This window comes from Streptomyces siamensis (assembly GCF_039543605.1).
GTDB lineage: Bacteria > Actinomycetota > Actinomycetes > Streptomycetales > Streptomycetaceae > Streptomyces > Streptomyces siamensis.
In genome coordinates this window covers 957,148-984,122 of sequence record NZ_BAABKB010000002.1, presented here as the reverse complement: position 1 = coordinate 984,122, position 26,975 = coordinate 957,148, and the positions used below count along the sequence as shown (strand labels likewise).

Sequence of the window (26,975 nt, the reverse complement as noted above, 5' to 3'; positions counted from 1 at the left end):
GGCGGTCAGGCGCAGCAGTCGGGGTCCAGGCCCGTCGGCAGGCGCTCCCCGCCGAAGACGGCGCAGGTGGGCTCGTCGCCGCCGAGCGCGGCGACGGCCAGGAGCAGCGACCCCGCGGTCCATGTGGTGAGTTCCTCGGGCCAGATCACCTGGTCCTCGAAGACGTAACCCGTCCAGTACAGGCCGGTCTTCGGATCGCGCAGGTGCTGGATGGACTGAAGGATGTCCAGCGCGCGGTCGGATTCGCCCACCGCCCACAGGGCCAGGGCGAGTTCGGCCGATTCCCCGCCGGTCACCCACGGGTTGGGGACCACACAGCGGACACCGAAGCCGGGGACCACGAAACGGTCCCAGCCCTCCTCGATACGGGCCTTCGCCTCGGCGCCCGTCAGCGCACCGCCGAGCACCGGGTAGTACCAGTCCATCGAGTAGCGGTCCTTGTCGAGGAACCGCTCCGGGTGCCTGCGGATCGCGTGGCGCAGCGCGCCCACCGCCAACTCCCAGTCGGGCTGCGGCTCTTCGCGCTGTTCGGCGATGGCGAGCGCGCAGCGCAGGGCGTGGTGGATCGACGAACTCCCGGTCAGCAGCGCGTCGTCGACCGGTGTGCCGTCGTCCTCGCGCTTCCAGCCGATCTGGCCGCCGGGCTGCTGGAGGCGCAGCACGAACTCCACGGCCGCGTAGACGGCCGGCCACATGCGGTCCAGGAACGTGTCGTCACCGGTGGCGAGGTAGTGGTGCCAGACGCCGACCGCGAGGTAGGCGCAGAAGTTCGTCTCGCGCCCGCGGTCGGTGACATCGTCGGCGTCCCCGTCGGCGTAGGCCGCGTACCAGGAGCCGTCCTCGTTCTGGTGCCGGACCAGCCACGCGTACGCCCGCTCGGCCGCCTCGTGCTCGCCGGCCGCGTCCAGTGCCATGGCCGCCTCGGTGTGGTCCCACGGATCGAGGTGGTGACCGCGGAACCACGGTATGGCGCCGTCCGGGCGCTGCACCGCGAGGATTCCGCGCACGGTGGCGGCAGCCTGCTCGGCGGTGAGGACCCCGGGCAGGACGAGGTGTTCTGTCCGGGGCGTGGTCACGTGGCGTCCGCCTCGGAGAGCTGCGGCAGGTGCGGCTTGGTCGCGTAGGCCACGAAGCTCTTGCCGATCAGCGGGTTCAGCGCCTGCTCGGCGACGCGGGTGGCCAGCGGCTTCTTCATGATGTCCCAGACCAGCAGCTTGTGATACGCCCGCACGGGCAGCGCCTTGTCGTTGTCGACGCCGAACGCGCACTTCAGCCACCAGTACGGCGAGTGCAGCGCGTGCGCGTGGTGGGTGCCGTACGGCCGCAGTCCGGCTTCCCGGATCTTGGCCAGCAGCTCGTCCGCCTTGTAGATGCGGATGTGGCCGCCCTCGACCTCGTGGTACGCGTCGGACAGCGTCCAGCAGACCTTCTCCGGGCCGTAGCGCGGGACGGTGATGGCGATCCGGCCGCCCGGCTTGAGCACCCGCACCATCTCGGCGAGGACGCCCTTGTCGTCGGGGATGTGCTCCATCACCTCGGAGATGATGACGACGTCGAAGGACTCGTCGGGGAAGGGCAGCGCGAGCGCGTCGCCCTCCATCGCCGTGGCGGTGGCACCGGCGGGTGCCTCACCGGCCTCCTTCATCGCCGCGAACCACTTGGCGACCTCGCGGATCTCGTCGGCGTTCTGGTCCAGCGCGACGACCTGGGCGCCGCGCCGGTAGCACTCGAACGCGTGCCGGCCGGCACCGCAGCCGAGGTCCAGGACACGGTCGCCCGGGGCGAGCGGGAACCGGGAGAAGTCGACGGTCAGCACGTGGCCCTGCTTTCGCGGTTGGCGACAACTACTTCTTCGTCGGCGTCCTGCGCGGGCGCCGCCGGGGGAAGGGAAGACGTGGCTGCCGGACGGCCCGCGCCCGGCGCGGAGCGGTCCGGGGCCGCCGGACCGCCGGAGGTCCGGCCCGCCGCGTGGGCCATCGCCTCGCGGTAGTGGGCCACCGTGCCCTGTGCGGCCCTGGCCCAGGTGAACCGCTCCAGGACACGTGCGCGTCCAGCGGTGCCGAGGCGCGCCCGCAGTCCGGGGTCGCCGAGGAGCCGGTTCAGCGCGGCGGCCAGCGCGCCGGCGTCGCCGGGCGGCACCGCGAGGCAGGTCTCCCCGTCCGGGCCGGCGACCTCCGGGATCGCTCCTCCGGTGGTGGCCACCAGCGGCGTACCCGTGGCCATCGCCTCTGCGGCCGGCAGCGAGAACCCCTCGTACAGCGAAGGCACGCAGGCGACTTCGGCGGAGCGGACGAGGTCGACGAGCTCGGCGTCGGAGATGCCCTTGACGAACTCGACGGCGCCTTCGAGCCCGTAGCGCTCGATGGCCTGGGCGACGGGCCCGTCCTCGGCGCGCTTGCCGACGACGACGAGGTGCGCTCCGGGGTGCTCGGTGCGCACCTTGGCGAGGGCCTCGACGAGGAAGACGAGGCCCTTGAGCGGCACGTCCGCGCTGGACGTCGTCACGATCCGGCCGGGCACCTGGCGGACCGCGGGATCCGGCGAGAAAAGGTCGGTGTCGGCGCCGATGTGGACCACGTGGATGCGGCTGTCGCGCACGCGGAGGTGGTCGACGATCTCCTGGCGGGAGGTGCCGGAGACGGTGAGCACGGAGGGCAGACGGCGTGCGACGCGCTTCTGCATGCGTGTGAACGCGTACCAGCGGCGGACGGAGGCGCGCCGCTGCCAGCCCTCGGCGGCGTCGAGTTCGAGCTGCCGGTCGACGGTGATGGGGTGGTGGATCGTGGTGACGAGCGGTGCGCCCATGTCGCCCAGCAGGCCGTAGCCGAGGGTCTGGTTGTCGTGGATGACGTCGAACTCGCCGCGGCGGGCGCGCAGATGACGGCGGGCGCGCAGCGAGAACGTCAGCGGCTCGGGGAAGCCGCCCGTCCACATGGTGCCGACCTCCAGCGCGTCGATCCAGTCGCGGTACTCGTCGCGTCCGGGGGTGCGAAAGGGGTCGGGCTGGCGGTACAGGTCGAGGCTGGGCAGCTCGGTGAGGGAGAGCCCGGCGAGCCCCTCGCCCTCGTCGAGGACGGGGTAGGGCTGGGAGCCGATGACCTCGACGGTGTGGCCGAGCCGGGCGAGTTCGCGCGAGAGGTGCCGTACGTAGACGCCCTGGCCGCCGCAGAACGGGTTTCCCTTGTAGGTGAGGAGCGCGATGCGCAGGGGCCGGTCCTCACCGGGCCCTCGGCCGCGTCCGCTCAGAGAGGGGTCCGCGTCGGCGGCCGCACCCTCCCCGGGGCCCGCCTCCATGGCCTCAGCGGTCACTTCCGGCCCCCTTCTTTCTGCACTTTCCCGCGAGATTACGCCGGGACGCTAATCTAGAACAAGTTTCAGACTTGATCGTTCAAGGAGGACTGAATCTACCGGCAGGTAGCGCCGCTGTGAGCGGTGGATCAGGTGATTCACGCCACGGCCGACGCCACGACCGCGCGACGGGGTCAGCTGGTTCGCACCGCGGCGAAGGCCCTGCCATGCTGACTCGTCGCTCCTCTCGCTGATGTCACGGAACGGACCCATGCCTGCGGAAGCCAAGGCGGACTCGAAGAACACGCGACAGGCGTCGCACTCCCCCGCGCACGCCCCCCAGCCGGCCTCGCCCCCGCTCACCGAGCGGCAGGAGGCGCGCCGCCGCCGGATCCTGCACGCGAGCGCGCAGCTGGCGAGCCGGGGCGGCTTCGACGCCGTGCAGATGCGCGAGGTCGCGGAGTCCTCCCAGGTCGCCCTGGGCACGCTGTACCGGTACTTCCCGTCGAAGGTCCATCTGCTGGTCGCGACGATGCAGGACCAGCTGGAGCACATGCACGGCACCCTGCGCAAGAAGCCGCCGGCCGGGGACACGGCGGCGGAGCGGGTGGCGGAGACGCTGATGCGGGCGTTCCGGGCGCTCCAGCGCGAGCCGCACCTCGCCGACGCCATGGTCCGCGCGCTCACCTTCGCGGACCGCAGCGTCAGCCCCGAGGTCGACCAGGTCTCCCGGCAGACCACGGTGATCATCCTGGACGCCATGGGGCTCGACGATCCCACTCCGGCCCAGCTCTCGGCCGTCCGCGTCATCGAGCACACCTGGCACTCGGCGCTGATCACCTGGCTGTCCGGCCGCGCCTCGATCGCCCAGGTCAAGATAGACATCGAGACGGTGTGCCGGCTGATCGACCTCACGACACCGGACGACGGCCACTGAGGCGCCCACAGGCGCGCAAAGAACCTACGAGACGGGTTCCCTTCGCCGGCATTGTCCGGATCAGGTGTTGGGGGTCGCCTTCCGGCCCTGCTGCTGCCTTCCGGCCTCTCAGCCCGTCCGTCGACGTCGGCCCCGGCGGATGCCGAAGCGTCACGCCCGAGTCGGCTACTCCGGTCGAACTCCCTCACTCGTCCCGTAGGCCAATACCAGGATAGAACGCCCACGGCGAAATGGAGCACCCTAAAACGGATTTTTTTCAGTCTTCCGGAGGAAAGACCGGTTCCCCGGTCCCCAGCACCGTGATCATGATGGCCTCCACGGGGCAGCCCTCCGCCGCCCCGAGGATCCTCTCGTTGGCGTCGGTCTCCGCATCGACCGGATGCGACTGCATGGCGCTGTCCTGCCGGAAGGCGTCAGGTGCCTGGTGGACGCACTGGGCGGAGCCGATGCAGACGGAGCGGTCGACCTCGACCTGCCAGCGGTCGCCCATGCTCACGCCTCCCAGCCGGCCGGCAGGTGGATCATCTTGTGCTCCAGGAACTCGCCGTACCCCTCGGGTCCGAACTCCCGCCCCAGGCCGGAGTTCTTGTAGCCGCCGAACGGGCCGAGCATGTCGAGGCTGAAGGTGTTCACGGAGTAGGTGCCGGTGCGGACCCGGCGGGCCACGTCGATGCCGTGGGCGACGTCGGCGGTCCAGACGCTGCCGCTGAGCCCGTAGTCGGAGTCGTTGGCGATCTTCACGGCCTCGGTCTCGTCGCCGTACGGGAGCAGGCAGATCACCGGGCCGAAGATCTCCTCGCGGGCGATGCGCATGGAGTTGTCGACGTCGCCGAAGAGCGTCGGCTCGACGTACCAGCCGCGGTCGAGGCCGTGCGGGCGTCCGCCGCCGGTGAGGATCTTGGCGCCTTCCTCCTGGCCGATGCGGATGTAGTCGAGGTTGCGCTGCTGCTGGCGCCTGGCGACCAGCGGGCCGACCTGCGTCGCCGGGTCGAGCGGGTCGCCGACGACCAGGGCACTCGCGGCGGCGGCGAAGGCGTCCGCGAACTCGTCGTAGCGGGAGCGCGGGACGAGGATGCGGGTCTGGGCCACGCACGCCTGGCCGTTGTTCATCCAGGCGGCCGAGACGATCCCGGGGACCGACGTCCCGATGTCCGCGTCGGGCAGGACGACCGCCGCCGACTTGCCGCCGAGTTCCAGGGTCACGCGGGTGAGGTTGCGGGAGGCGACCTCCATGACGCGCTTGCCCGCGGCGACGGAGCCCGTGAAGGAGACCTTGTCGATGCCGGGGTGTCCGACCAGGTACTCGCTGACCTCGCGGTCGGCGGGAAGGATCGACAGCACGCCCTCCGGCAGCCCGGCCTCCCGGGCGATCTCGCCGAGCAGATAGGCGTCCAGGGGCGACTCGGGCGACGGCTTCAGCACCACGGTGCAGCCGGTCAGCAGGGCGGGCGCGAGCTTGGCCGCCGCCACGAACTGCGGCACGTTCCAGGGCACCACGGCCGCCACCACGCCCACCGGTTCGCGGCGCACCATGATCCTGCCGAGGACCCCGTCGCGCGTCTGCTCGCACGGGTAGTCGCGTGCGACGGTGATCGCCGCGTCCCACACCATCATCGCGCCGAGGGCCTGCGCGAGGACGCTCCAGGAGTACGGGGAGCCGTTCTCGGAGGAGATGACACGGGCGATCTCCTCGTGCCGCACGGCGATCGCGTCCTTGATCCGGGTGACGACCTGGATCCGCTCGTCGAGGCTCATGCGCGGCCACGGGCCCTCGTCGAAGGCCTTGCGCGCCACGGCGACGGCCCGGTCGACGTCCTGTGCACAGGCGTGCGGTACCCGCCCGATGACTTCCTCGGTGTGCGGCGAGACGACCTCGATGACGTCCCGGCCCAGGGGGTCCGTCAACTCCCCGCCGATGAACAGCTGTCCGTGTTCCACGAGCTCGGTCATGGCCGACTGCCTCCCCGGGGAAGTTCTCTGACGATCCATCAGATACGAGAACTGATACCAGTTCCCGTCGGTACAGTCCACGGCCCCGGCACCATCGGGAGCGGTCCTCGCGCGACGGGGGTCGCCGCGTACCCACTCGGGAACCACGGCCGGAAACCGACCAGCCGGACACACGGCCCAGGAGGAACGGTCGACTTGGGCTCCCATTGGAACCCGTTCTAGTTATAGTGGCGAGAACTCGGCGATGGGTGGGAAGCGCATGACGCAGGTGACCGATCACGGCGGGGGCGTACGGTCGATCAAGGTGCCCATCCCGGACAACCCCCTCGGCCACACCCTGGTGTACGTCGTCGACACCGACGCCGGTCCCGTCCTGATCGACACGGGATGGGACGACCCCGGCTCCTGGGACACCCTCGCCGAGGGCCTCACCGCCTGCGGCACCTCCGTCGCCGGCGTCCACGGCGTCGTCATCACCCACCACCACCCCGATCACCACGGACTGTCCGGCAAGGTCCGCGAGGCGTCCGGAGCCTGGATCGCGATGCACGCCGCGGACGCCGCCATCGTCCGGCGGACCCGGGAGAACCGGCCCGAGCGCTGGTTCGCCTACATGGCGGCCAAACTGGAGGCCTCGGGCGCACCCGAGGAGCACATCGCCCCGCTGCGCGGGACGCGGACCTCCGCGCGCCGCCCCAGCACCCTGCCCGGCTTCTCGCCCGCGCTGCCCGACCGGGAGATCGTCCCCGGGGAGCTCCTGCCCCTGCCCGGCCGCCGGCTGCGCGCCGTGTGGACGCCGGGCCACACCCCCGGCCACGTCTGCCTCCACCTGGAGGAGACGCATCCCGCCCGGCTGCCCGGCCGCGGACGGCTGTTCTCCGGCGACCATCTGCTGCCGCGGATCACCCCGCACATCGGGCTCTACGAGGACCCGGACGACGCGACCGTCACCGACCCCCTCGGCGACTACCTCGACTCCCTGGAACGCATCGGCCGCCTGGAGCCCGCCGAGGTGCTCCCGGCCCATCAGCACCCGTTCGCCGACGCCCCCGCCCGCGTGCGGGAGTTGCTCGACCACCACGAGGAACGCCTCACCGGTCTGCTGTCGCTGATCACCACCCCCCTCACCCCCTGGCAGCTCGCCGAGCGCATGGAGTGGAACCGCCCCTGGGAGCAGATCCCCTACGGCTCGCGGACCATCGCGGTCTCGGAGGCGGAGGCGCACCTGCGCCGCCTGGTCAAGCTGGGCCGCGCGGAGGCCGTGCCGGGCAGCGAACCGGTGACGTACGTCGCGGTGTGACCGCGCGGCGACGGACCACCGTTCGAACACCCGGCGATGAAGCGCCGCGCGCCCGTTCCGGGGTGATGCGTGCCGGTGCGGCGATGAGTTCCCGGCGCGCGGGGAGTCGTACGGGGTGACGGCGGACAGCGGTGCCCGCCCCGTACGGAAGGTGACGCGATGAGCGGCCTGCACGATCTCCTGAAGGCGTACGTCGACGACGGCACGGTGCCGGGAGCGGTGGGCCTGGTCGCCCGCGGCGGCCGTGTCGAGGTCCGGGCCGTGGGCTCCGTCGACGTCGAGGGCAGCGCCCCGATGGCCCGGGACTCGATCTTCCGCATCGCCTCGATCACCAAGCCGATCACGGCGGCCGCCGTGCTGACGCTCGTCGACGACGGTGTGATCGCGCCCGACGACCCGGTCGACACCTGGCTTCCGGAGCTGGCGAAACCGGCGGTCGTGCGGACGCCGTCGTCGCCGCTCGACGACGTGGTCCCGGCCGTACGGCCCATCACCGTCGCGGACCTGCTGTCCTCCCGGCCGGGCTGGGGCTTCCCCTCCGACTTCACGCTGCCGCAGGTCCAGGCGTTGTTCGGGGTGCAGGCGGACGGCTTCGGTCCGCAGACCTATCCCGCGCCGGACGCGTGGCTGGAGCGCCTGGCCCGTGTTCCGCTGCTGCACCAGCCGGGCGAGGCCTGGCTGTACAACACCAGCTCCGACCTCCAGGGCGTCCTGGTCTCCCGGGCGGCAGGCCGGCCGCTGCCGGAGTTCCTGGCCGAGCGGGTCTTCGAGCCGCTCGGCATGACGGACACCGCCTTCGAGGTGCCGGCCGCGAAGCGGGACCGGTTCACGAGCTCGTACCGGCCCGCCGAGGGCGGCCTGGAGCTCGTCGACACACCCGACGGGCAGTGGAGCGGAGGCGCCCCCTTCCCGTCCGGCGCCGGCGGGCTCGTCTCCACGGCCGACGACTGGCTGGCCTTCGCGCGGATGCTGCTCGACGGCGGCACGGCGGGCGGGCGCCGGGTGCTGTCCGCCGACTCGGTGCGGCGGATGACCACCGACCACCTCACGCCCGCCCAGCGCGAGGACGGCGCGCTGTTCCTGGAAGGGCAGGGCTGGGGGTACGGCGGTCAGGTCGACATCGCGCCCCTCGACCCGTGGAACGTGCCGGGCCGCTACGGCTGGGTCGGCGGCACCGGCACCACCGCCCACCTGGTGCCGTCCACCGGCACCGTCACCGTGCTGCTCACCCAGGTTGCCATGGAGAATCCGACACCCACCCCGCTGATGCGGGACTTCTGGCGGCGGACCACCGACGGCCCTCAGTGAAGCAGTTCGCGGATCAACTCCTCGGCGTCGCCGAGGAGTTGGACCTCGCGCGTGCTCATCGTCGGGTTGGCGGCGCGCCGGGCCCTGGCCCCGGCGAGGCCGTCGTCCGTCACGCAGTCCTCGTTGGCGTCGAGCATGGCGGCGAGCGTCTCGTGGGCCACCCCGGCGACCGCGTCGCCGCCGACCGCGACCTGGGCGAGGATCACCGCGGACATGCCCCAGTCCAGCCCGGGCGGCCCCTCCTCCGCGTTGGCCCAGTCGATGACCTTCGGGCCGTCGGGCGTGAGCATCACGTTGTCGGGGTGCAGGTCCAGGTGGAGGACGCGGACGGCGGGGTCGGCGGAGAGCCGCGCGGGCACCGCGTGCAGTTTGCGCAGCAGCCGGGCGAGGATGAGACCGGCCTCCTCGGGGGACAGCAGTCCCTCGCCGAACGCCCCCAGCATGGTCGGCCCGGTCAGCCGCTCCATGACGAGGTCGGTCCGGGTCGCCGCGCGGATCGTGGGCACCGGATAGCCGTGCGTGTGCACGTGCTGCATCACCGCTGCCTCGGCGGTGGCGTCGCCCCAGCCGTCCCGGTCGCGGCGCAGCACCCAGGCCTCGTCGACCTCGTAGACGTCCGCCGAGCGTCCCGAGCCGAGCAGTCTCCCCGTTCGCATGGGGCCGAACCTAGCGGCCCCGGCGGCGCCCGTCACAGGCGCCCCTCAGGCTCTTGCTACGGGCCGGTAGAGTAAGCGCGTCGTCATCACACCCGTACGGGGGGAAGCCGGTGCAATTCCGGCGCTGACCCGCAACCGTGAACCGCCCCGAGGGCGGTGAGCCGGATCGCCTCGTCCGGGACGTGACCGGCTCGTGCCACCGGCAGCCCGCCGATGGCCGGCACCGTCGAGGCATACGGAGCCGGAGCCGCCCGGATGCTCCAGCGTGCCCGGTGCTGCCCGGCTCCCCCGCAGGGAGAGTCATGATTGTTCGCCGCAGCGCAGCGGTACTGGCCGCATCCGCCGTGATCGGCGCGGCCTTCGCACCGGCCGCCTTCGCCGCCGACGCGTCCCCGTCTCCCTCCCCGGCCCTCCCGTCGGGCCTCTTCGGTTCCGCCGACCCCACGTACGACGGCGTGTGGCGGCAGTCGCTCGCGCTGCTCGCGCAGCACACCGCGGGCGTCGAGCCGGCCGCGAAGGCGGTCAAGTGGCTGACCGGGCAGCAGTGCGCGACGGGGGCGTTCGCGCCGTACCGCGCCGACGCGAGCGCGAAGTGCGACGCCAAGACGATGGTCGACACGAACAACACGGCCGCCGCCGTGCAGGCGCTCGCCGCGCTCGGCGGGCACGACGGCGAGCTGGGCAAGGCGGTCGGCTGGCTGAAGTCCGTGCAGAACAAGGACGGCGGCTGGGGCTACACCGCGGGCGGGGCGAGCGACGCCAACTCGACGTCCGTGGTGATCGGCGCGCTCGCCGCGGCCGGACAGCACCCCGGCGACGTGGTGAAGGACGGCAAGTCGCCCTACGACGCCCTGGTGAAGCTGTCGGTCCCGTGCGACGAGGACGGCGGCGGTGCCTTCGCCTTCCAGCCGGACAAGAAGGGGAAGCTGGCGGCGAACGCCGACGCCTCGGCGGCGGGCGTGGTCGGATCGCTCGGCAAGGGCTTCGTGACGACGGCGGGCAAGGCCTCCGGCGGTGACACCTGCCGTGACGCCGACGGGCTGACGCCGCAGGGGGCCGCCGCCAACGGCGCGTCCTACCTCGCGGGAAGCCTGGACGCCAAGCCCTACCTGCTGTCCGCGATGCCGGGCGCGAAGGACCAGCCGGACTACGGCAACACCGCCGACGCCGTCGTCGCGCTCGCCGCCGCGGGCCGGACCGCGGACACGAAGAAGCCGCTCGCCTGGCTGGAGAAGGAGTCCGGCACCTGGGCGGCGAAGGCCGGTCCCGCCGCGTACGCGCAGCTGATCTTCGCCGCGCACGCCACGGGCACCGACCCGCGTCACTTCGGCGGTCAGGACCTCGTCACTCAGCTCGGCAGGACCGGCCCGGCGGCGGCCGCGGCCGACCACTCGGACGCCGCGGACGAGAAGAAGAAGGACGACGACAAGGGTCTGGGCGTGTGGTGGATCGTCGGCGTCGGCCTCGTCGCCGGCATCGGCATCGGCTTCCTGCTCAGCGGCCGCAACAAGAAGCAGCAGCTGTGATACGCCGTCGGACGTCCGCGCCGGTCCTGGCCCTCGCCCTGGCCCTGCTGTTCCTGGTGCTCGGCGGCACCTCCCCGGCGCAGGCCGTCGGCTACCGCTACTGGTCCTTCTGGGAGCTGACCGGCGGGAAGTGGGCGTACGCCACGCAGGGTCCGTCGACCGCGCGGCCGTCCGACGGTGATGTCGTGGGGTTCCGCTTCGCGGTGAGCGAGGACTCGAAGGACGCCGTACGGCCGCGCGGCGACAAGGACTTCGCGTCGATCTGCGCCGGCACGGCCGCGCAGTCCGGCAGGAAGCGGGTGGCGCTCGTCGTCGACTTCGGTGTGCCCGCCGACGCGCCGTCCGGCGAGACGCCGCCGGCGCCGCGCACGGCCTGCGCCCGGGTCGCCCCGGACGCGACGACCGCGGAGGCCCTCGCATCGGTCGCCAAGCCGCTGCGCTACGGCAGCGACGCTCTCCTGTGCGCCATCTCCGACTACCCCCGCACCGGCTGCGGCGAGCAGGTCTCGGCGAAGGGCGGGTCCGGTTCCGCCCGGTCCGAGGACCGCTCCGAGCCGTCGGACGACGGCCCGTCGGTGGGCCTGCTGGCGGGAGCGGGTGCCGTGGCGGTCCTGGCCGGCGCGGCCGTCTGGCAGGCGCGCCGACGCCGGGGCTGAGCGGGCGCGATGACGAGGGACGACACCGAGGAGACGGCGGTGCCCGCCGCGGACGGCCGTCCGGCCGGGCGCTGGTCGGTCCTGTTCGAGCGCGGCCGGGAGCCGGGTGACGGGCAGGGACCGACGCCGGTCGCCGCCGCCGGCCGGGGCCCGCGGCGCCCTCGCGGTGTCGCGCCGGAGGCGAACCGGGCCAACGCCCTGCACCCGGGGGCCTGGTGGGTCTGGGCCCTGGGCCTGGGCACCGCCGCGTCCCGCACCACCAACCCTCTCCTGCTGGCCCTGCTCGTCGGCACGGCCGGGTATGTCGTCGCGGCCAGGCGCACCTCGGCGCCCTGGGCCCGTTCGTACGGCGCGTTCGTGAAGCTGGCGATGGCGGTCCTCGCGATCCGGCTCGCCTTCGCCGTGTTCCTCGGTTCGCCGATCCCGGGCACGCACCTCGTCGTCACGCTCCCCGAAGTGCCGCTGCCCGACTGGGCGCAGGGCGTCCGCATCGGCGGCCGGGTCACCGCGGAGGGGCTGGTGTTCGCGCTGTACGACGGTCTGAAGCTCGCCACGCTGCTCATCTGCGTGGGCGCCGCGAACGCGCTCGCCAACCCCGCACGGCTGCTGAAGTCGCTGCCGGGGGCGCTGTACGAGACGGGTGTGGCGGTGGTCGTGGCGCTGACCTTCGCGCCGAACCTGATCGCGGACGCTCAGCGGCTGCGTGCGGCCCGGCGGCTGCGCGGCCGCCCCGACCGCGGTCTGCGCGGTCTGCTGCACGTCGGGCTGCCGGTCCTGGAGGGCGCACTGGAGCGTTCGGTGGCTCTCGCGGCGGCCATGGACGCACGCGGTTACGGACGCACGGCGCGGGTGCCGGCCGGCGTCCGCCGCACCACGGCCGTGCTGACGCTGGGCGGTCTGCTCGGGGTGTGCGCGGGCACGTACGGGCTGCTGACCGCCGAGGGGGGAACGTACGGCCTGCCGGTCCTCGCGGCCGGTGTCGCCGCCGCGCTCGGTGGGCTGTGGCTGGGCGGCCGCCGCACGGCACGCACCCGGTACCGGCCGGACGAATGGGGTGTGCGGGCCTGGCTGGTCGCCGGCTCGGGCGTGGCGGTGGCCGCGCTGATGACCGCCGCGGCCTCGTACGATCCGGCGGCGCTGCGTCCCGGTGTCGTCCCGCTGGTGGCCCCCGCCCTCCCGCTGTGGCCGGCGGCGGCCGTGCTGCTCGGTCTTCTCCCCGCGTTCGTCGCTCCGATCCCCAAGGAAGCCCCATGATCCGTTTCGAGGACGTCTCGGTGACCTACGAGGGGGCGGCCGGGCCCACCGTCCGGGGCGTGGACTTCGAGGTGCCGGAGGGTGAGCTGGTGCTGCTGGTCGGCCCGTCCGGGGTCGGCAAGTCGACGGTGCTCGGCGCGGTGAGCGGGCTCGTCCCGCACTTCACGGGCGGCACGCTGCGCGGCCGGGTCACGGTCGCCGGGCGGGACACCCGCACGCACAAGCCGCGCGAGCTCGCGGACGTGGTGGGCACGGTGGGCCAGGACCCGTTGTCCCACTTCGTGACGGACACGGTGGAGGACGAACTCGCCTACGGCATGGAGTCGCTGGGGCTCGCCCCGGACGTGATGCGCCGCCGGGTGGAGGAGACCCTCGACCTGCTGTCCCTGACGGATCTGCGCGACCGGGCGATCTCGACCCTGTCCGGCGGCCAGCAGCAGCGCGTGGCCATCGGCTCGGTCCTCACCCCGCACCCGAGCGTCCTGGTCCTCGACGAACCCACGTCGGCACTCGACCCGGCCGCCGCCGAGGAGGTCCTCGCGGTGCTCCAGCGCCTGGTGCACGACCTCGGTACGACGGTGCTCATGGCCGAGCACCGGCTGGAGCGCGTCGTGCAGTACGCGGACCGGCTCGTCCTCCTTCCCTCCCCGGGCGCGGCGCCGGTCCTCGGCACCCCCGCGGAGGTGATGGCGGTGTCCCCGGTGTGTCCGCCGGTGGTGGAGCTCGGCCGGCTGGCCGGCTGGTCCCCGCTCCCATTGACGGTCCGCGACGCCCGGCGCAGGGCGGGCGACCTGCGCGAACGGCTCGCGCAGGCACCGGGCGGCGCCGGCCGGGCACAGCTCGGCGCGCCGGCACCGCGAGAAGGGGCGCGAGGCGGGACGGCTCAACAGGATGAGGCCGGCCGGCAGGACGTGACGGCACAGCAGGACGAGACCGGCCGGCCGGACGTACCGGCACAGCAGGACGAGACCGGCCGGCCGGACGTACCGGTGCAGCGGGACGAGACCGGCCGGAGGGCCGGAGCCGAACGGCGGCGGGAGGCCGGGCCGCGGGGCATGCGACCCGTCTCCGCGCTGGCACGGTTCCTGCGCCGCGGCACCCCCGGCACCCCGGCGGCGCCCCCGGGGGACCGGCCGGCCGTCGTGGAGTCGCTGGCCGTGCGGCGCGGGCGCATCGAGGCGCTGCGCCGGGTCGGTCTGACCGCCGCGCCCGGCGAGACGATCGCCCTCATGGGCCGGAACGGCGCGGGAAAGTCCACGCTTCTCGGGGCACTGGTCGGGCTCGTCGCGCCGGCGGCCGGTTCGGTCCTGGTCGGCGGTGCGGTGCCGCACCGCACGGCGCCCCGTGACCTCGTACGGCGGGTGGGTCTCGTGCCGCAGGAGCCGAGGGACCTGCTCTACGCGGACACGGTGGCCGCCGAGTGTGCGGCGGCCGACGAGGACGCCGGGGCCGCGGCCGGGACCTGCCGGGCGCTGGTGTCGGAGCTGCTGCCGGGCATCGGGGACGACACGCATCCCCGGGATCTGTCGGAGGGGCAGCGGCTGGCGCTCGCGCTGGCCGTCGTCCTGACGGCGCGTCCTCCGCTGCTGCTGCTCGACGAGCCGACCCGCGGCCTGGACTACGCGGCCAAGGCCCGGCTGGTGAGAGTGCTGCGCGGCCTGGCGGCCGAGGGGCACGCCATCGTGCTGGCCACGCACGACGTGGAGCTGGCCGCGGAGCTCGCCCACCGTGTCGTCATCCTGGCGGACGGCGAGGTCGTCGCGGACGGCCCCACCGCGGAGGTCGTCGTGGCCTCGCCCTCGTTCGCGCCGCAGGTCGGCAAGGTGCTCGCCCCGCTGCCCTGGCTCACCGTCGCCCAGGTCCGGGAGGCCCTGTCGTGACCGGCCCCGCCGCTCCCCGTCCCGCCCCGCTCCAGCGCCAGGCGCGGGCCGTGCGCCTCGGGCCCCGCTCGGTGGCCGCGCTCGTCCTGGTGAGCGCCACCGGTGCCGCCGGATTCCTCTGGCCGCTGATCGCGGGGCCCGGTTCTCAGGTCGGCGCGCACGCGCAGGACGCGCCCTGGCTGTTCGCGGGGCTGCTGGTGCTGCTGGTCGCCGTGGTGGCCGCGACGATCTCGGAGTCGGGCCTCGGCCCGAAGGCCGTGGCGATGCTGGGCGTACTGGCGGCGACGGGCGCGGCCCTGCGTCCGGTCGGGGCGGGCACCGCGGGCATCGAGCCGATGTTCTTCCTGATGGTGTTGAGCGGGCGGGTGCTCGGGCCGGGGTTCGGCTTCGTGCTCGGCTCCGTGACGATGTTCGCGTCGGCGCTGCTCACGGGCGGGGTCGGGCCGTGGATGCCGTTCCAGATGCTGTCGATGGGCTGGTTCACGATGGGCGCGGGCCTGCTGCCGGGCCCCGACCGGCTGCGCGGGCGTGCGGAGCTGGCGATGCTCGCGGCGTACGGGTTCCTGGCCGCGTTCGCGTACGGCACGGTCATGAATCTGGCCGGGTGGCCCTTCATGGACGCGCTGGCCTCGGACGTCGCCTACGACCCGGACCGCGGCCTGCCCGGGAACCTGGCCCGGTTCCTGGCGTACTGCCTGGCCACCTCCCTCGGCTGGGACCTGGGCCGGGCGGTCGTCACGGTCGTCCTGACCCTCGCGCTGGGCGCGACGCTCCTCAGGGCGCTGCGCAGGGCCACGCGCCGGGCCGCGTTCGAGGCGCCGGTCACATTCGAACCGCGCTGAGGTGCGGCCCAGGTCACACCGCCCGGTGACAGGGTGCGGGCGGTCGCGCACCCTGTGCCAGTTCCGGGGTGAAGCACCCCACAGGGCCTAAGTCACATCCTAACGGAGGTAGTAGGACAAACCGGACGCCATGTCCACGCCATTAGGGCCCCTGACCTGCGGTTTGAGAGCCAGGTCACACGAGGGACTTTCCTCGTGGATGCGACCACCACTAGTAAAAGGGGTCATTGCGGACGCGCTTCGAGGCTGTTTCTCTGGAGTCGTCGCCAGGCGCCGACGAGCCCACCCGGGCCGCGGCGCCGACGTATGCCGGACCTGCGCACCGCGTGGCAACGGACAGCGTGCGACCCCATGTCCCCGAAGAAAAAGGTTCTCCGTGTCCGTCTCCTTCATCCGCCGTGCCGTCACCTCCCCGAAGAAGGCCCTCGCCGGTGCCGCCGTGGCCGCCGCCACGACCGGCATGGTGCTGGCCGCGGCCCCCGCCCAGGCTGCCGCGCCCACCTCGACCTCCTCCGCTCAGGCGATCGCGCACCAGATGATCCCGGACGCCGCGCAGTTCAACGCCTTCAGCAAGATCGTCGAGCACGAGAGCGGCTGGAACGCCAGCGCCACGAACGCGTCCTCCGGCGCGTACGGCCTGGTCCAGGCCCTGCCCGGCTCGAAGATGGCGTCGGCCGGCGCCGACTGGAAGACCAACCCCAAGACCCAGATCAAGTGGGGTCTGGACTACATGAACTCCCGCTACGGCAGCCCCGTGGACGCCTGGAGCTTCTGGCAGGCCAACGGCTGGTACTGATCAGCCCGAGCCTCACCCCTTGTACGCGAAGGCGGCGGTCCCACGATCCCCGGGGCCGCCGCCTTCGCCATGCCGTCACACCGTCCGGCGGCCCTGAGGACCCCGGCCGCCGACGGCACCGGTCTCACTCACCGCTGACGGAGTCGAAGAACCGCACCACCTGTGGCGCCGACACCGCGAACGACCCGAAGTGGTCCACGTCTCCCTGGTCGACGAGTTCCGCCCGCTTCCCGTGCCCGGCTAGCTGCCGGGCACAGCTGCGCGCGTTCGCGATCGGCACGTCGGTGTCGGCCGCCCCCGCGTACAGGCGCACGGGCACCCGCGGCTTCCAGTCGCAGGTGTGGTCCGCGCCACGCATCGCGTCCAGCAGCGCGCCGGAGGGATGCCGCATCCGCTCGGCGAAGGCCGGCGTCAGCATCTCCCCCACGGTCGGCGGCAGCGCGCCGAGGATGTCCTCCTCCTCGTGCGCCCCGTCGTAGAGCCCCTCGACCCGGCTCGCGTACGGCTCGCGGAAGGCCTCGGCGGGGTCCTTGTAGAGCGGGTGCAGCCGGTTCTGCGCGACCAGCCAGTACGAGGTGTAGAGGACACCGCTCGTGTCGTTGACCCGCCCGTCGAACAGGGCCGGGATCTCCTCCCCCGCCAGGTCGTACGGTCCGCTCACCGGGGCGAGGGCCTTCAGCCGGAAGTGACCGTCCGCGCCGTTCTGCAGGGTCTTTCCGAGGGCCATCGCCACCTGTCCGCCCTGGGAGAAGCCGGTCGCGTAGACGTCTCCGGTCAGCGGCCGGCCCAGCCGGTCCGCGGCGGTGCGGGCAGCGCGCAGCATGTCGACCGAGGCGGTCACCGAGGACCGGGTGTCCATGTAGGGGTGGCGGCCGGGGCCCTCGCCCAGTCCCAGATAGTCGGGCGCGGCCACCGCACGGCCGGCGCCGGCGTGCAGATAGGACGGGACGCGGCCGAAGTCCTCTCCGACGGAGGGCGCGTAGGCGCGGGCGACCATCGTGCCGTGCGTGTCGGAGACGAGGTCGAGCCGGTGCCTTCCTCCGGTCGGCAGGGTGAGCAGGCCGGTGGCGAGGGTCGGTGCGCCGTGCGGATCGACGGTCCGGTAGGTGAGGCGGTACGACCGCACGCCGTACCGCACGGGGTCCGTGGCCGTCTCCCGTTCGGCCAGGAACCTCCGCACCGCGTCGGCGTCGTGCGAGGCGACCGGTACGACGGAGACGAGGGTGCCGCGCGGGGCCGGGTCCCGGCGGTCGGCCGCCACGGCCGCCGGTGCCGCGGCGAGCCCGGCGAGCAGCAGCGCCGCACCGGCGGCGATCGCCCGCCGGGTGCGCCTATGGCGGCGTGTTCGTGTGGATCCGGCGTTCCTGCGCGTGTTATCGCTCATGGGGTCGACGCTACGGACGCGCGCCGGGCGTCGACATCCGACGATCCCCCGCGTCCGTGGTGGACCTGGGTCCACCACGCCCGTCCCGCTGACCGGAGGCCCGATGACCACGGAGACGCAGAAGCCGCACGACCGGGAGGGGCGCGGACTGCGGCTGGTGGGGGTGCTGCTGGGACTCACGGTCGTCAGCGGGATCGTCGACGCGGTGAGCTATCTGGGGCTCGGGCACGTCTTCACCGCGAACATGACCGGCAATGTGGTGGTCCTCGGCTTCGCCGCCGCGGGCGCGCCGGGCTTCTCCACCACGCACTCGCTGGTGTCCCTGGGATCGTTCCTGGTGGGGGCGGTGGCGGGCGGGCGCTCCGGACGGCGGCTGGGCACGGGCTCCCGCCGCACCTGGGTGCGGATCATCCTCTGCGCGGAGGCGCTCCTGGTCGGCGCGACGGCGCTGGTGGCCCACCTCGCGCCCGGCAGGACGGGCACCGTGTACACGCTGATCGCCGTGACGGCCTTCGCGATGGGCCTGCGCAACGCGACCGTCCGCAAGCTGGGCGTACCGGATCTGACGACCACCGTGCTGACGATGACGCTCACGGGCCTGGCCGCCGACTCGCGGCTGGGCGGCGGGCAGGGCAGCCGTTCCCCCCGCCGTACGGCCTCGGTCGTCGCGATGCTGGCGGGCGCGGTGCTCGGCGCGTGGCTGGTGCTGCACCACGGCCTGGGACTGCCGCTGCTGGTCGCGGCGCTGCTGTCCGGGGTGCTGGCGGTGACGGCGTCGGGTCGCGAGTGACGGCGGACGGGACACGTTCGCGTGGGCGCCCCGCGGGAGGCAGGGGCGGGGCGTAGGGGGGATGCCCCTGCCTCCCGCGGGACGGGCCGACGGCACCGGGAGTCCGTCGGCCCGAGCGTGTGACCGCGTCGCTCAGCGGTGGCTGACCTGGAGTTCCTTGACGCCGTTGATCCAGGCGGAGCGCAGCCGGCGCGGGTCGCCGGTGAGCCGGAGGTCGGGCATGGCGTCGGCGATGGCGTTGAAGATGAGGTCGATCTCCAGGACGGCCAGGGACTTGCCCAGGCAGTAGTGCGGGCCGCCTCCGCCGAAGCCGAGGTGCGGGTTGGGGTCGCGGGTGACGTCGAAGACGTCCGGGTGGTCGAAGACGTCGGGGTCGTGGTTGGCGGAGGAGTAGAAGATGCCGACGCGGTCGCCCTTCTTGATCCGCTTGCCGCCGAGTTCGGTGTCCTGGGTGGCGGTGCGCTGGAAGGAGACGACGGGGGTGGCCCAGCGGACGATCTCCTCGGCGGCCGTGGCCGGGCGCTCCCTCTTGTACAGCTCCCACTGCTCGGGGTGGGTGAGGAAGGCGTGCATGCCGTGGGTGATGGCGTTGCGGGTGGTCTCGTTGCCGGCGACGGAGAGCATCAGCACGAAGAAGCCGAACTCGTCGGAGGCGAGGTTGCCCTCGTCCTCGGCGGCGACGAGCGTGGTGACGATGTCCTTGGCCGGGCACTGCTTGCGGTCGGCGGCCATGTTCATGGCGTAGGCGATGAGTTCGGTGGCCGACTCGGCGCCGACCTCCTCGGTGATGGCGTACTCCGGGTCGTCGTACGCGATCATCTTGTTGGACCAGTCGAAGATCTTGGCGCGGTCGTCCTGCGGGACGCCGATCAGCTCGGCTATCGCCTGGAGGGGCAGTTCGCAGGCGACCTGGGTGACGAAGTCGAAGGAACCGGAGTGGGCGCGGGCGGTCTCGACGATCGCGCGGGCGCGGGTGCGCAGGGTGTCCTCCAGCGCACGGATGGCGCGCGGGGTGAAGACGCGCTGCACGATCTGCCGGACGCGGGTGTGCTCGGGCGGGTCCATGTTGAGCAGGATGAGCCGCTGGGCGTCGATGGCGTCGCGCTCGATGTGCTCGTTGAACCGGATGATGGCCGTGTTGACGGTGGAGGAGAAGATCTCCGGGTGGGTGGAGACGTACTTGACGTCCGCGTGCCGGGTGACAGCCCAGTAGCCCTCGTCCTGGAAACCGGCGAGATTGGACGGCTGGGCCACCCAGTGGACCGGTTCGACGCGGCGCAGCTCGGCGAACTCCGGCAGGGGCACACGGTCGCGCAGCAGATCGGGGTCGGTGAAGTCGAACCCGTCGGGGAGCGCTGGACAGGGCATCGGCAACTCACTCCAGCCATCTGACGGTCCATCAGGAATTGCCGTGAAGGTAGTAACGGGTTCCACAACTCGCAAGAGGCGCGGCATCCCCAATTGCGTGCGGGATTCGTGCAGATCGCGACTTCCGAGGCTGCACGACCCTTGCGGTTGTGGACGCGATGTCAGCAGACTGCACACAGAACTAGAACGCGTACTAGTTCTGCGTGGCGGGTGGGCCGGGACGCCCGCGCCGCGCGGGTAACGGAGGAGAGGACCCACCCCCAATGGCCGCCGAACCCGTGATCGTCGAAGCTGTACGCACCCCCATCGGCAAGCGCGGTGGCGCGCTCGCCAATCTGCACCCCGCCTACCTCCTGGGCGAGACCTACCGGGAGATCCTGGGCCGCACCGGCATCCACGCCGACTGCGTCGAACAGATCGTCGGCGGCACGGTGACGCACGCCGGCGAGCAGTCGATGAACCCCGCCCGCACGGCATGGCTGACGATGGGCCTGCCCTACGAGACGGCGGCGACGACCGTCGACTGCCAGTGCGGCTCCTCGCAGCAGGCCTCGCACATGGTGGCCAACATGGTCGCGGCGGGCGTCATCGACGTCGGCATCAGCTGCGGCATCGAGGCGATGTCGCGGGTGCCGCTGGGCTCCGGCTCCAAGCACGGTCCGGGCAAGCCGTTCCCCGACGAGTGGAACGTGGACCTGCCCAACCAGTTCGAGGCGGCGGAGCGCATCGCCCGCCACCGCGGCCTGACCCGCGAGAACGTCGACTCGCTCGGCCTCATCTCGCAGGAGCGGGCGGCGATCGCCTGGTCCGAGGAGCGCTTCAAGCGCGAGACGTTCGCGGTCCAGGTGCCGACCACCGAGGAGGAGCAGCGCGCCGGACAGGGCATGTGGCGCCTCGTCGACCGGGACGAGGGACTGCGGGACACCTCCATGGACGCGCTGGCCCGCCTGAAGCCGGTCATGCCGACCGCGGTCCACACGGCGGGCAACTCCTCGCAGATCTCCGACGGCGCCGCCGCCATCCTGTGGGCGTCGAAGCGGATGGCGCGCGCCCTGAAGCTGAAGCCGCGGGCGCGGATCGTCGCCCAGGCACTCGTGGGCTCCGACCCGCACTTCCACCTCGACGGCCCGATCGACGCGACGCGCGCGGTGCTGGGCAAGGCGGGGATGTCCCTGAAGGACATCGACCTCGTCGAGATCAACGAGGCCTTCGCGTCCGTGGTGCTGAGCTGGGCCCAGGTCTTCGAGCAGGACCTGGAGAAGGTCAACGTGAACGGCGGCGCGATCGCGCTGGGTCACCCGGTGGGGGCGACCGGGGCCCGCCTGATCACCACCGCGCTCCACGAACTGGAGCGTACGGACAAGGAGTTCGCGCTGATCACGATGTGCGCCGGCGGCGGACTGGCCACCGGGACGATCATCCAGCGGCTGTAGCCGCCCAGGCGACGAAGCCGGTGAACGCGGCGGGCCCGAAGGCGAGTGCCGGGCCCGCCGGGTTCTTCGAATCGCGTACGGCGACGGTGGCTTGGGGGGTTTGGGCGACCTCCACGCAGTCGCCGCCCTGGTCGCTGCTGTACGAGGCCTTGCGCCAGGCGAGGGGGCCGGTGGGGGCGCATTCGACGCACTCGCCGCCTTGGTCACTGCTATAGCTCGACTTGCGCCACTGGGCCCCTGCCGGATCCGCGTTGCTCGCCATAGCGTTCCTCCATCACGCGCCGGATCAGCCCCGCCGAGTCCCTGAGGGAGAGCGCGGCGGCTTGAAGATGATCGTAACGGAGCGAACAGTCCCTGACCGTGGCCGGGTTCGCGGTCGGATGGCCGCTGCCGTAACTCTCTGTGTAGACGATGGCGGGGTCGGTGTCGAAGCGATAGAGAGTGAACGAGCCGGTAAGCCCCGCGTGCGCACCAGCCCTGAAGGGCAACACCTGGATGTTGACCCGGGGATCGTGCTCCGACGCCAACAAGTGCGCCAGTTGGCCCCGCATGGTGTCCGGTCCACCGATCTCCTGGTAGAGAGCGGCCTCGCTGAGGACCATCCAGAAGACCGGCGGTTCGCCCGCTTCAAAGATGCGCTGGCGCGCCAGCCGTACGGCGGTGCGGTCGTCGAGGTCCCTGCGGTCGAGCGCACCGAGTGTGGCCCGCACGTAGGCGTCGGTCTGGAGCAAGCCGTGGACCAGGCCCATCTGGAACGTGCAGATCTCCGTAGCCCGCACCTCCAACTCGGCAACTTGTTGGAACCAGGCGGGTACATGACTCCGCAACACCAGCCCCACCAACCGCGACAACAACCCGCCCGTCCCCAGCGCCGCGTCCACCCGTTCGCTGAACTCGGGTGTGGGCAGTTTGCGGGCCGTCTCGATCTGGCCGACCAGCGAACCGGTGTAGTTGACGATGTCCCCGAGCTGCTTCTGTGTGAGCCCCGCGGCCTCGCGATGGCGGCGCAGTTCGAAGCCGTAGTAGTCGAGCGGCGAGGCACCCGGGTCGAGGGCGCTGATGTGGGTCACGCACGGCCCCTTCTCGTACGGCTCGGCCAACAGCGGTACCAGTTGCATCCGTTCGGTAGCCCAGAGTAGTCGCGCGAGGCCAGCCTCGAAGGGTGAACGAATACTTTCCCCCCACGCTGCTGGGCCCCCGTCCCGCCCAGTACCGCATCCGTCTCACGGCGGGCGAGCACTCGGCCCGGCACATCCGCCGGATCGCCCGCTCGTGCCTGGAGGAATGGGAACTGGCCGAGGCGGCGGACGCCGTGGAGCTGGCGCTCACCGAACTGCTCGCCAACGTCGTACGCCATGTCCCCGACCGCCGTTGCGTGGTGGTGCTGCTGCGGCTGGCGGCCGGCGTGCGGGCGGAGGTCACCGACGGTCACCCGCAACTGCCCGCCGCCCGGACCGGGTTGCGGCCGGAGGCGGAGAACGGCCGCGGGCTCGTCCTGCTCGACGCGGTGGTCGACAAGTGGGGGGTGGATCCCGAGCCGGGCGGCGGCAAGACCGTGTGGTTCGAGTGCTCCGCCCCTTGAGCCGGGCACCCGGGCGCGGGGCAGGGCTTCCCGCGCGTCCCCGATGAACGCGCCCGGTCCGTTTCGCGTCTTCCCTCGTGGCACAGCACACCCACACCTTCGAAGACTTCGAACGGAATCGCCGAGCCGTGGTCCCTGCCGAACCGACCGCCCTGATCCCCGTCCGGCCGGACCGTGCGACCGCGCGCCGAGGACGGTCCCTCCGGGCGTTCGGGCGCCGCCACCGGCTGCCGTTGCCGGCCACCGTGCCCATGCTCCCGCTGTACGCGGTGTGGTGGGTGTTCCTCGCCACCGGCGGCGGCGATCTGGCGGCCCAGGAGGCCTGGGCCGGATTCGCCGCCCGGCACGGCGGATCGGCGTACAACCTGTTCTGGTACGGCGGGATGCACACCGCCGACTACAGCCTGGTGTCTCCGTACCTGATGGCCGCGCTCGGTGTGCGCACGGTGACCGTGGCCTCCGGACTGGCCGCGTCCTGGCTGGCCGCCGTGCTGATCGGACGCGCGGGTGTCCGGCGGCCGCTAGGCCCGGCCCTGCTCGCCTCACTCGCGCTGTGGTGCAACGTCGCCTCGGGGCGGACGACCTTCGCCCTCGGCGTCGCCTTCGGGCTCGCGGCCTGCGTGCTGCTGACCGGCGAACGGCGCGGGCCGCTCGCGGCCGGTTACGCGGCTCTCGCGACGGCCGCGAGCCCGGTGGCCGGACTCTTCCTGGCGGTGCTGGGAGCCGCGTATCTCGCGGAACGCGACCGGGTGCGGGCCTGCGTCCTGCTGCTGCCGCCGTGCGTCGTGGTCGGCGCGACCACCGCGCTGTTCCCCTTCACCGGCGAGCAGTTGATGCCGCCGGCCCGCGTCTGGCCGCCCGTGGCCCTCGGGCTCGCGGTGGCCGCGCTGGCCCCGCGCGGCTGGCGGGTGGCCCGGTGGAGCGGTGTCGTCTACGCGGCCGGCACCGTCCTCACGTACCTGGTCGCCTCGCCCGTCGGCACGAACGTCGAGCGGTTCGCGGAACTGTTCGCACCCGCCGTGCTGCTGGCCGCGCTGCTCGCCGCCTCCCGGCTGAAGAGGCTGCGGCGCGCCCTGCTGGTCGTGGCGCTGGTGTTCTCCGTCGCCTGGGTCGGCAAGAAGACCGCCGACGACCTGGTGGTCTCGACGGCCGTCCCCGCCTGGGCCGCCGACACGCAGGGCGTGATCGGGGCGCTGGAGCGGCTGGGCGCCGACCGCGGCCGGGTCGAGGCGGTCCCGGCCCGCAACCACCGCGAGGCCACCGCGCTCGCCCCGCACGTGAACCTGGCGCGCGGCTGGAACCGCCAGCTGGACATGGAGCGCGGGCGGCTCTTCTACGACGGCACCTTCTCCGAGGCGTCCTACCGCGCCTGGCTGGACCGGTGGGCGGTCGGCTACGTCGTGCTGTCCTCGGGCACACCGGACGGGTACGCGCGGGACGAGGCGCGCCTGGTGCGCGAACGGCCCGCGTGGCTGGAGCCGGTGTGGAGCGACGCGCACTGGCGGGTGTTCCGGGTGCGCGACGCGGTGCCGCTGGTGTCGGCCCCCGCCTCGGTGCTGCGCAGCTCCGCCGCCGACGTCGAGGTACGGATACCGAGGCCCGGCCCGGTCACCGTGCGGATCGCGTACTCGCCCTGGCTGCGCGCCGAGGGCGGCTGCCTGGCGAAGGAGGGCGAGTTCACGCGGTTGACGGTGTCCGAGCCGGGCGAGTACCGGATCAGTTCGGAGTACGGCCCGCCGCCAGGGCGGGCTCCTTCGTGCTGACCTCCGCGGGCCTGCCCGGCGTCCGGGGCCGCGGCCCCTGGAGCAGGTAGGTCAGGCCGAAGCCCGCCGCGACGACGGCCGCGCCGCCCACCGCGTCCAGCACCCAGTGGTTGCCGGTCGCCACGATCGCGGAGACCGTGAAGAGCGGGTGCAGCAGGCCCAGTGCCTTCATCCACCACTTGGGCGCCAGGATCGCGATGACGAGCCCGCACCACAGGGACCAGCCGAAGTGCAGCGAGGGCATCGCCGCGTACTGGTTGGTGAGCGCGGTCAGCGTGCCGTAGTCCGGCTGGGAGAAGTCCTGCACGCCGTGCACCGTGTCGATGACGCCGAGGCCCGGCATCAGGCGTGGCGGGGCGAGCGGGTAGAGCCAGAAGCCGACCAGGGCGAGCAGGGTGGCGAGGCCGAGCGCCGAGCGCGCCCAGCGGTAGTCGGCGGGCCTGCGGGCGTAGAGGACACCGAGGACGGTGAGCGGGACGACGAAGTGGAACGACTCGTAGTAGAAGTCGAAGAAGTCCCGCAGGAAGCCGACCTCGACCACCGCGTGGTTGGCCCAGTGCTCGATGTCGATGTGCAGGAACCGCTCGACGGCCAGGATCTGGTCGCCGTGGTGCTCCGCGGTGGCCCGGCCGCCCGAGTTGGTGCCGCCGGTCGCGGCGAGCCGGACCTGCTGGTAGGCGGAGTAGCCGACGCGGATCAGGAGCAGTTCGAGGAGCAGGTTCGGGCGGGTCAGGACCCGGCCGGGGAACGGCAGCAGCGGCACCCGCCGGAAGCGGGTGGGCACGGGCCGCGCGTAGTCGGTGGGGACCGGTGCCCGGTAGTGCTCCGAGGTGCGCGACAGGAACGGGACGACGGTGGCCGCGGCGAGCGCGGCGAGCAGCACCACGTTGTCGCGCAGCGGGTAGAGCGACGCCATGTTCGGCAGCATCATCTTCGCGGGCAGCGTCATGACGAGGACGACGGCGACGGGCCACATGTAGCGGTCCGAGGTCTTCCTGCCGACCCGGCCGACCACCGCCAGCAGCACCCACAGCAGCTGGTGCTGCCAGCTGGTGGGCGACACGGCGACGGCGACGCAGCCGGTGACCGCCACGGCGAGCAGCAGCTGGCCGTCCCTCGCGTAGCGCACGGCGCGGCGCAGTCCGAGGACGGCGACGGCCGCCCCGAAGAAGAGGAACAGTCCTCTCTCCGGCGGGCCGGTCAGGCCGAGCCGCAGCAGTGCGCCGTGCAGGGACTGGTTGGCCAGGTCGTCCGCCTGGTCGCCGAGTCCGACACCCGCGAAGTGGTGCACCCAGTAGGTGTTCGAGTCGTGCGGCAGCGCGGCCCAGGCGAGCAGGGTGAGGCCCCCGAAGGTGAGCCCGGTGGACGCGGCGGCGCGGCGGCGGCCGGTGAACCAGAGCAACGGCGCGAAGAGCAGGACGGTCGGCTGGAGGGCCGCGGCGAGACCTATCAGGGCGCCGGCGGCGCGCTCCCCGCGGACGGCGAAGCAGCCGAGCAGGACGAGCAGCACCGGGATGATGCTGGTCTGGCCGAGGTAGAGGGCGTTGCGGACGGGCAGCGACAGCATCAGCAGGCTGATCGCGACCGGCGCGGCGAGCAGCGAGGTGCGGCGGCTCACCGGCTGCGGCAGGGCGCGGGCGGCGACCACGCCGAGCGCGACGACGAGCAGCAGTGTGCCGAAGGTCCAGCCCCAGCCGAGGGCCTGCTCGGCCGCGCGCGTGAGGGGTTTGAGGACGAGTCCGGCGAAGGGTGTGCCGGTGAACTGCGTCGAGTCGTACAAGGAGCCCTTCACGTGCAGGACGCCGTCGGGTCCGACCCAGGTCTCCAGGTCGGTCAGCCGGTCCGTGCTGGGGGCGCTGAGGACGGCGGCCACCTGTCTCACCGCGAGGATGGCGGTGATCGCCCACAGCCCGACGCGGGCGGCGCGCAGTCTCTCTCCCGTCGTCCCTGCGACTTGTGCCCCGAGGGCATTACCTGCTCGTCCGCCGTGCTCCGCGTTCCCCACGCTCCGTCGGCCCTCCCGCCCCATCCGTCCCGCGTGTGCCTGTCTGTCTCGTACATCTGTCCCTTTCGGGACCCTATGAGGCTCGCACTGCCCCCGTCGGAAGACGCAGGCAACCCCCGCTTCACCTGATGGCCTCCCTCCTTTTGTCCGGAAGACGACCGTGTGCGGGCGGTCCGGTTCCCTCCCCGGCCCGCGACAAAGATCACAGGCGGCGGCCCCGGAGGCGCTTGTCGATCTCTTCGTCGCCCCTGCGTACG

24 protein-coding genes and 1 riboswitch are annotated in these 26,975 nt (G+C 72.7%); of the genes, 13 read left to right on the top strand and 11 right to left on the bottom strand.

Translation table 11 applies throughout. From position 1 onward, the window contains the following. Window positions 1–5: 5 nt before the first annotated feature. The 3 genes from ABEB03_RS07115 to ABEB03_RS07105 are packed head-to-tail and all read right to left on the bottom strand — an operon-like array spanning window position 6 to window position 3,309. Window positions 6–1,076 (bottom strand): prenyltransferase/squalene oxidase repeat-containing protein, encoded by a 1,071-nt coding sequence (locus ABEB03_RS07115; protein WP_345642957.1) that lies wholly within the window; start codon window positions 1,074–1,076, stop codon window positions 6–8. After that, window positions 1,073–1,816, bottom strand: coding sequence for a class I SAM-dependent methyltransferase (locus tag ABEB03_RS07110; protein WP_095933979.1), 744 nt, complete (start codon window positions 1,814–1,816; stop codon window positions 1,073–1,075). The genes ABEB03_RS07115 and ABEB03_RS07110 overlap by 4 nt, the downstream gene beginning before the upstream one ends. Next, window positions 1,810–3,309, bottom strand: a complete 1,500-nt coding sequence (locus ABEB03_RS07105; RefSeq protein WP_345642950.1) for a glycosyltransferase family 4 protein — start codon at window positions 3,307–3,309, stop codon at window positions 1,810–1,812. The genes ABEB03_RS07110 and ABEB03_RS07105 overlap by 7 nt, the downstream gene beginning before the upstream one ends. Window positions 3,310–3,559: 250 nt before the next feature. On the opposite strand from ABEB03_RS07105, the gene ABEB03_RS07100 reads away from it, so the two are divergent. After that, on the top strand, window positions 3,560–4,225 hold the full coding sequence (locus ABEB03_RS07100) for a TetR family transcriptional regulator (RefSeq protein WP_345642947.1): 666 nt from the start codon (window positions 3,560–3,562) through the stop codon (window positions 4,223–4,225). Window positions 4,226–4,481: 256 nt separating this feature from the next. Here ABEB03_RS07100 and ABEB03_RS07095 read toward each other — a convergent pair whose 3' ends face one another. After that, the gene (locus ABEB03_RS07095) at window positions 4,482–4,715 is read right to left on the bottom strand and encodes a ferredoxin (RefSeq protein WP_345642944.1); all 234 of its coding nucleotides are present in this window, start codon (window positions 4,713–4,715) and stop codon (window positions 4,482–4,484) included. Between the two features lie 2 nt (window positions 4,716–4,717). Beyond that, window positions 4,718–6,175: an aldehyde dehydrogenase gene (locus tag ABEB03_RS07090; RefSeq protein ID WP_345642941.1), complete on the bottom strand. Its 1,458-nt coding sequence runs from the start codon at window positions 6,173–6,175 to the stop codon at window positions 4,718–4,720. Window positions 6,176–6,434: 259 nt separating this feature from the next. Here ABEB03_RS07090 and ABEB03_RS07085 point away from each other — a divergent pair, with 259 nt between their 5' ends. Further along, window positions 6,435–7,475 (top strand): MBL fold metallo-hydrolase, encoded by a 1,041-nt coding sequence (locus tag ABEB03_RS07085; protein WP_345642938.1) that lies wholly within the window; start codon window positions 6,435–6,437, stop codon window positions 7,473–7,475. 159 nt (window positions 7,476–7,634) lie between these two features. After that, complete coding sequence (locus ABEB03_RS07080) at window positions 7,635–8,783, top strand: serine hydrolase domain-containing protein (protein WP_345642935.1); 1,149 nt, start codon at window positions 7,635–7,637, stop codon at window positions 8,781–8,783. Here ABEB03_RS07080 and ABEB03_RS07075 read toward each other — a convergent pair. Continuing rightward, complete coding sequence (locus ABEB03_RS07075) at window positions 8,777–9,439, bottom strand: phosphotransferase (RefSeq protein ID WP_345642933.1); 663 nt, start codon at window positions 9,437–9,439, stop codon at window positions 8,777–8,779. The two genes, ABEB03_RS07080 and ABEB03_RS07075, sit on opposite strands and share 7 nt — an antisense overlap. A gap of 103 nt (window positions 9,440–9,542) precedes the next feature. Continuing rightward, window positions 9,543–9,599, top strand: a riboswitch (cobalamin riboswitch). A 142-nt stretch (window positions 9,600–9,741) separates the two neighbouring features. Here ABEB03_RS07075 and ABEB03_RS07070 point away from each other — a divergent pair. The 6 genes from ABEB03_RS07070 to ABEB03_RS07045 all read left to right on the top strand — a co-directional run bounded on the left by ABEB03_RS07070 (window position 9,742) and on the right by ABEB03_RS07045 (window position 16,393). Further along, window positions 9,742–10,965, top strand: coding sequence for a prenyltransferase/squalene oxidase repeat-containing protein (locus ABEB03_RS07070; protein WP_345642930.1), 1,224 nt, complete (start codon window positions 9,742–9,744; stop codon window positions 10,963–10,965). After that, a complete protein-coding gene (locus ABEB03_RS07065) occupies window positions 10,965–11,621 on the top strand; it encodes an SCO2322 family protein (protein ID WP_425589202.1) in 657 nt (218 codons plus the stop codon). Before ABEB03_RS07070 ends, ABEB03_RS07065 begins: the two co-directional genes overlap by 1 nt. A gap of 9 nt (window positions 11,622–11,630) precedes the next feature. After that, entirely contained in the window at window positions 11,631–12,875 is a 1,245-nt protein-coding gene (locus ABEB03_RS07060) for an energy-coupling factor transporter transmembrane component T (protein ID WP_345642922.1), read from the top strand. Continuing rightward, entirely contained in the window at window positions 12,872–14,755 is a 1,884-nt protein-coding gene (locus tag ABEB03_RS07055) for an ATP-binding cassette domain-containing protein (protein WP_345642920.1), read from the top strand. Before ABEB03_RS07060 ends, ABEB03_RS07055 begins: the two co-directional genes overlap by 4 nt. Beyond that, window positions 14,752–15,597, top strand: a complete 846-nt coding sequence (locus tag ABEB03_RS07050; RefSeq protein WP_345642915.1) for an ECF transporter S component — start codon at window positions 14,752–14,754, stop codon at window positions 15,595–15,597. The genes ABEB03_RS07055 and ABEB03_RS07050 overlap by 4 nt, the downstream gene beginning before the upstream one ends. A 376-nt stretch (window positions 15,598–15,973) precedes the next feature. Further along, window positions 15,974–16,393, top strand: coding sequence for an aggregation-promoting factor C-terminal-like domain-containing protein (locus ABEB03_RS07045; RefSeq protein WP_345642912.1), 420 nt, complete (start codon window positions 15,974–15,976; stop codon window positions 16,391–16,393). A gap of 124 nt (window positions 16,394–16,517) precedes the next feature. Here ABEB03_RS07045 and ABEB03_RS07040 read toward each other — a convergent pair whose 3' ends face one another. Next, a complete protein-coding gene (locus ABEB03_RS07040; RefSeq protein ID WP_345642909.1) occupies window positions 16,518–17,777 on the bottom strand; it encodes an alpha/beta hydrolase in 1,260 nt (419 codons plus the stop codon). 103 nt (window positions 17,778–17,880) lie between these two features. Between ABEB03_RS07040 and ABEB03_RS07035 the strand changes: the two genes are divergently transcribed. Then, window positions 17,881–18,567: a YoaK family protein gene (locus ABEB03_RS07035; protein ID WP_345642906.1), complete on the top strand. Its 687-nt coding sequence runs from the start codon at window positions 17,881–17,883 to the stop codon at window positions 18,565–18,567. Window positions 18,568–18,699: 132 nt separating this feature from the next. Here ABEB03_RS07035 and ABEB03_RS07030 read toward each other — a convergent pair whose 3' ends face one another. Next, window positions 18,700–19,935 (bottom strand): cytochrome P450, encoded by a 1,236-nt coding sequence (locus ABEB03_RS07030; RefSeq protein ID WP_345642903.1) that lies wholly within the window; start codon window positions 19,933–19,935, stop codon window positions 18,700–18,702. 263 nt (window positions 19,936–20,198) lie between these two features. Here ABEB03_RS07030 and ABEB03_RS07025 point away from each other — a divergent pair, with 263 nt between their 5' ends. Beyond that, window positions 20,199–21,368 carry a steroid 3-ketoacyl-CoA thiolase gene (locus ABEB03_RS07025; protein ID WP_345642900.1) on the top strand — a complete coding sequence of 390 codons (1,170 nt, stop codon included), beginning with the start codon at window positions 20,199–20,201 and terminating at the stop codon, window positions 21,366–21,368. Here ABEB03_RS07025 and ABEB03_RS07020 read toward each other — a convergent pair. Both ABEB03_RS07020 and ABEB03_RS07015 read right to left on the bottom strand, forming a co-directional pair. Then, a complete protein-coding gene (locus ABEB03_RS07020; protein WP_345642897.1) occupies window positions 21,352–21,630 on the bottom strand; it encodes a DUF397 domain-containing protein in 279 nt (92 codons plus the stop codon). The genes ABEB03_RS07025 and ABEB03_RS07020 overlap by 17 nt on opposite strands. Then, window positions 21,578–22,438 (bottom strand): helix-turn-helix domain-containing protein, encoded by an 861-nt coding sequence (locus ABEB03_RS07015; protein ID WP_345642894.1) that lies wholly within the window; start codon window positions 22,436–22,438, stop codon window positions 21,578–21,580. The genes ABEB03_RS07020 and ABEB03_RS07015 overlap by 53 nt, the downstream gene beginning before the upstream one ends. Before the next feature lie 92 nt (window positions 22,439–22,530). Here ABEB03_RS07015 and ABEB03_RS07010 point away from each other — a divergent pair, with 92 nt between their 5' ends. Then, window positions 22,531–22,950 (top strand): ATP-binding protein, encoded by a 420-nt coding sequence (locus ABEB03_RS07010; RefSeq protein WP_345642891.1) that lies wholly within the window; start codon window positions 22,531–22,533, stop codon window positions 22,948–22,950. Window positions 22,951–23,078: 128 nt separating this feature from the next. Further along, a complete protein-coding gene (locus ABEB03_RS07005) occupies window positions 23,079–24,713 on the top strand; it encodes a hypothetical protein (protein WP_425589201.1) in 1,635 nt (544 codons plus the stop codon). On the opposite strand, the gene ABEB03_RS07000 is transcribed toward ABEB03_RS07005, so the two are convergent. Continuing rightward, window positions 24,667–26,718 (bottom strand): bifunctional glycosyltransferase 87/phosphatase PAP2 family protein, encoded by a 2,052-nt coding sequence (locus ABEB03_RS07000; protein WP_345642886.1) that lies wholly within the window; start codon window positions 26,716–26,718, stop codon window positions 24,667–24,669. The genes ABEB03_RS07005 and ABEB03_RS07000 overlap by 47 nt on opposite strands. Window positions 26,719–26,975 lie beyond the last annotated feature (257 nt).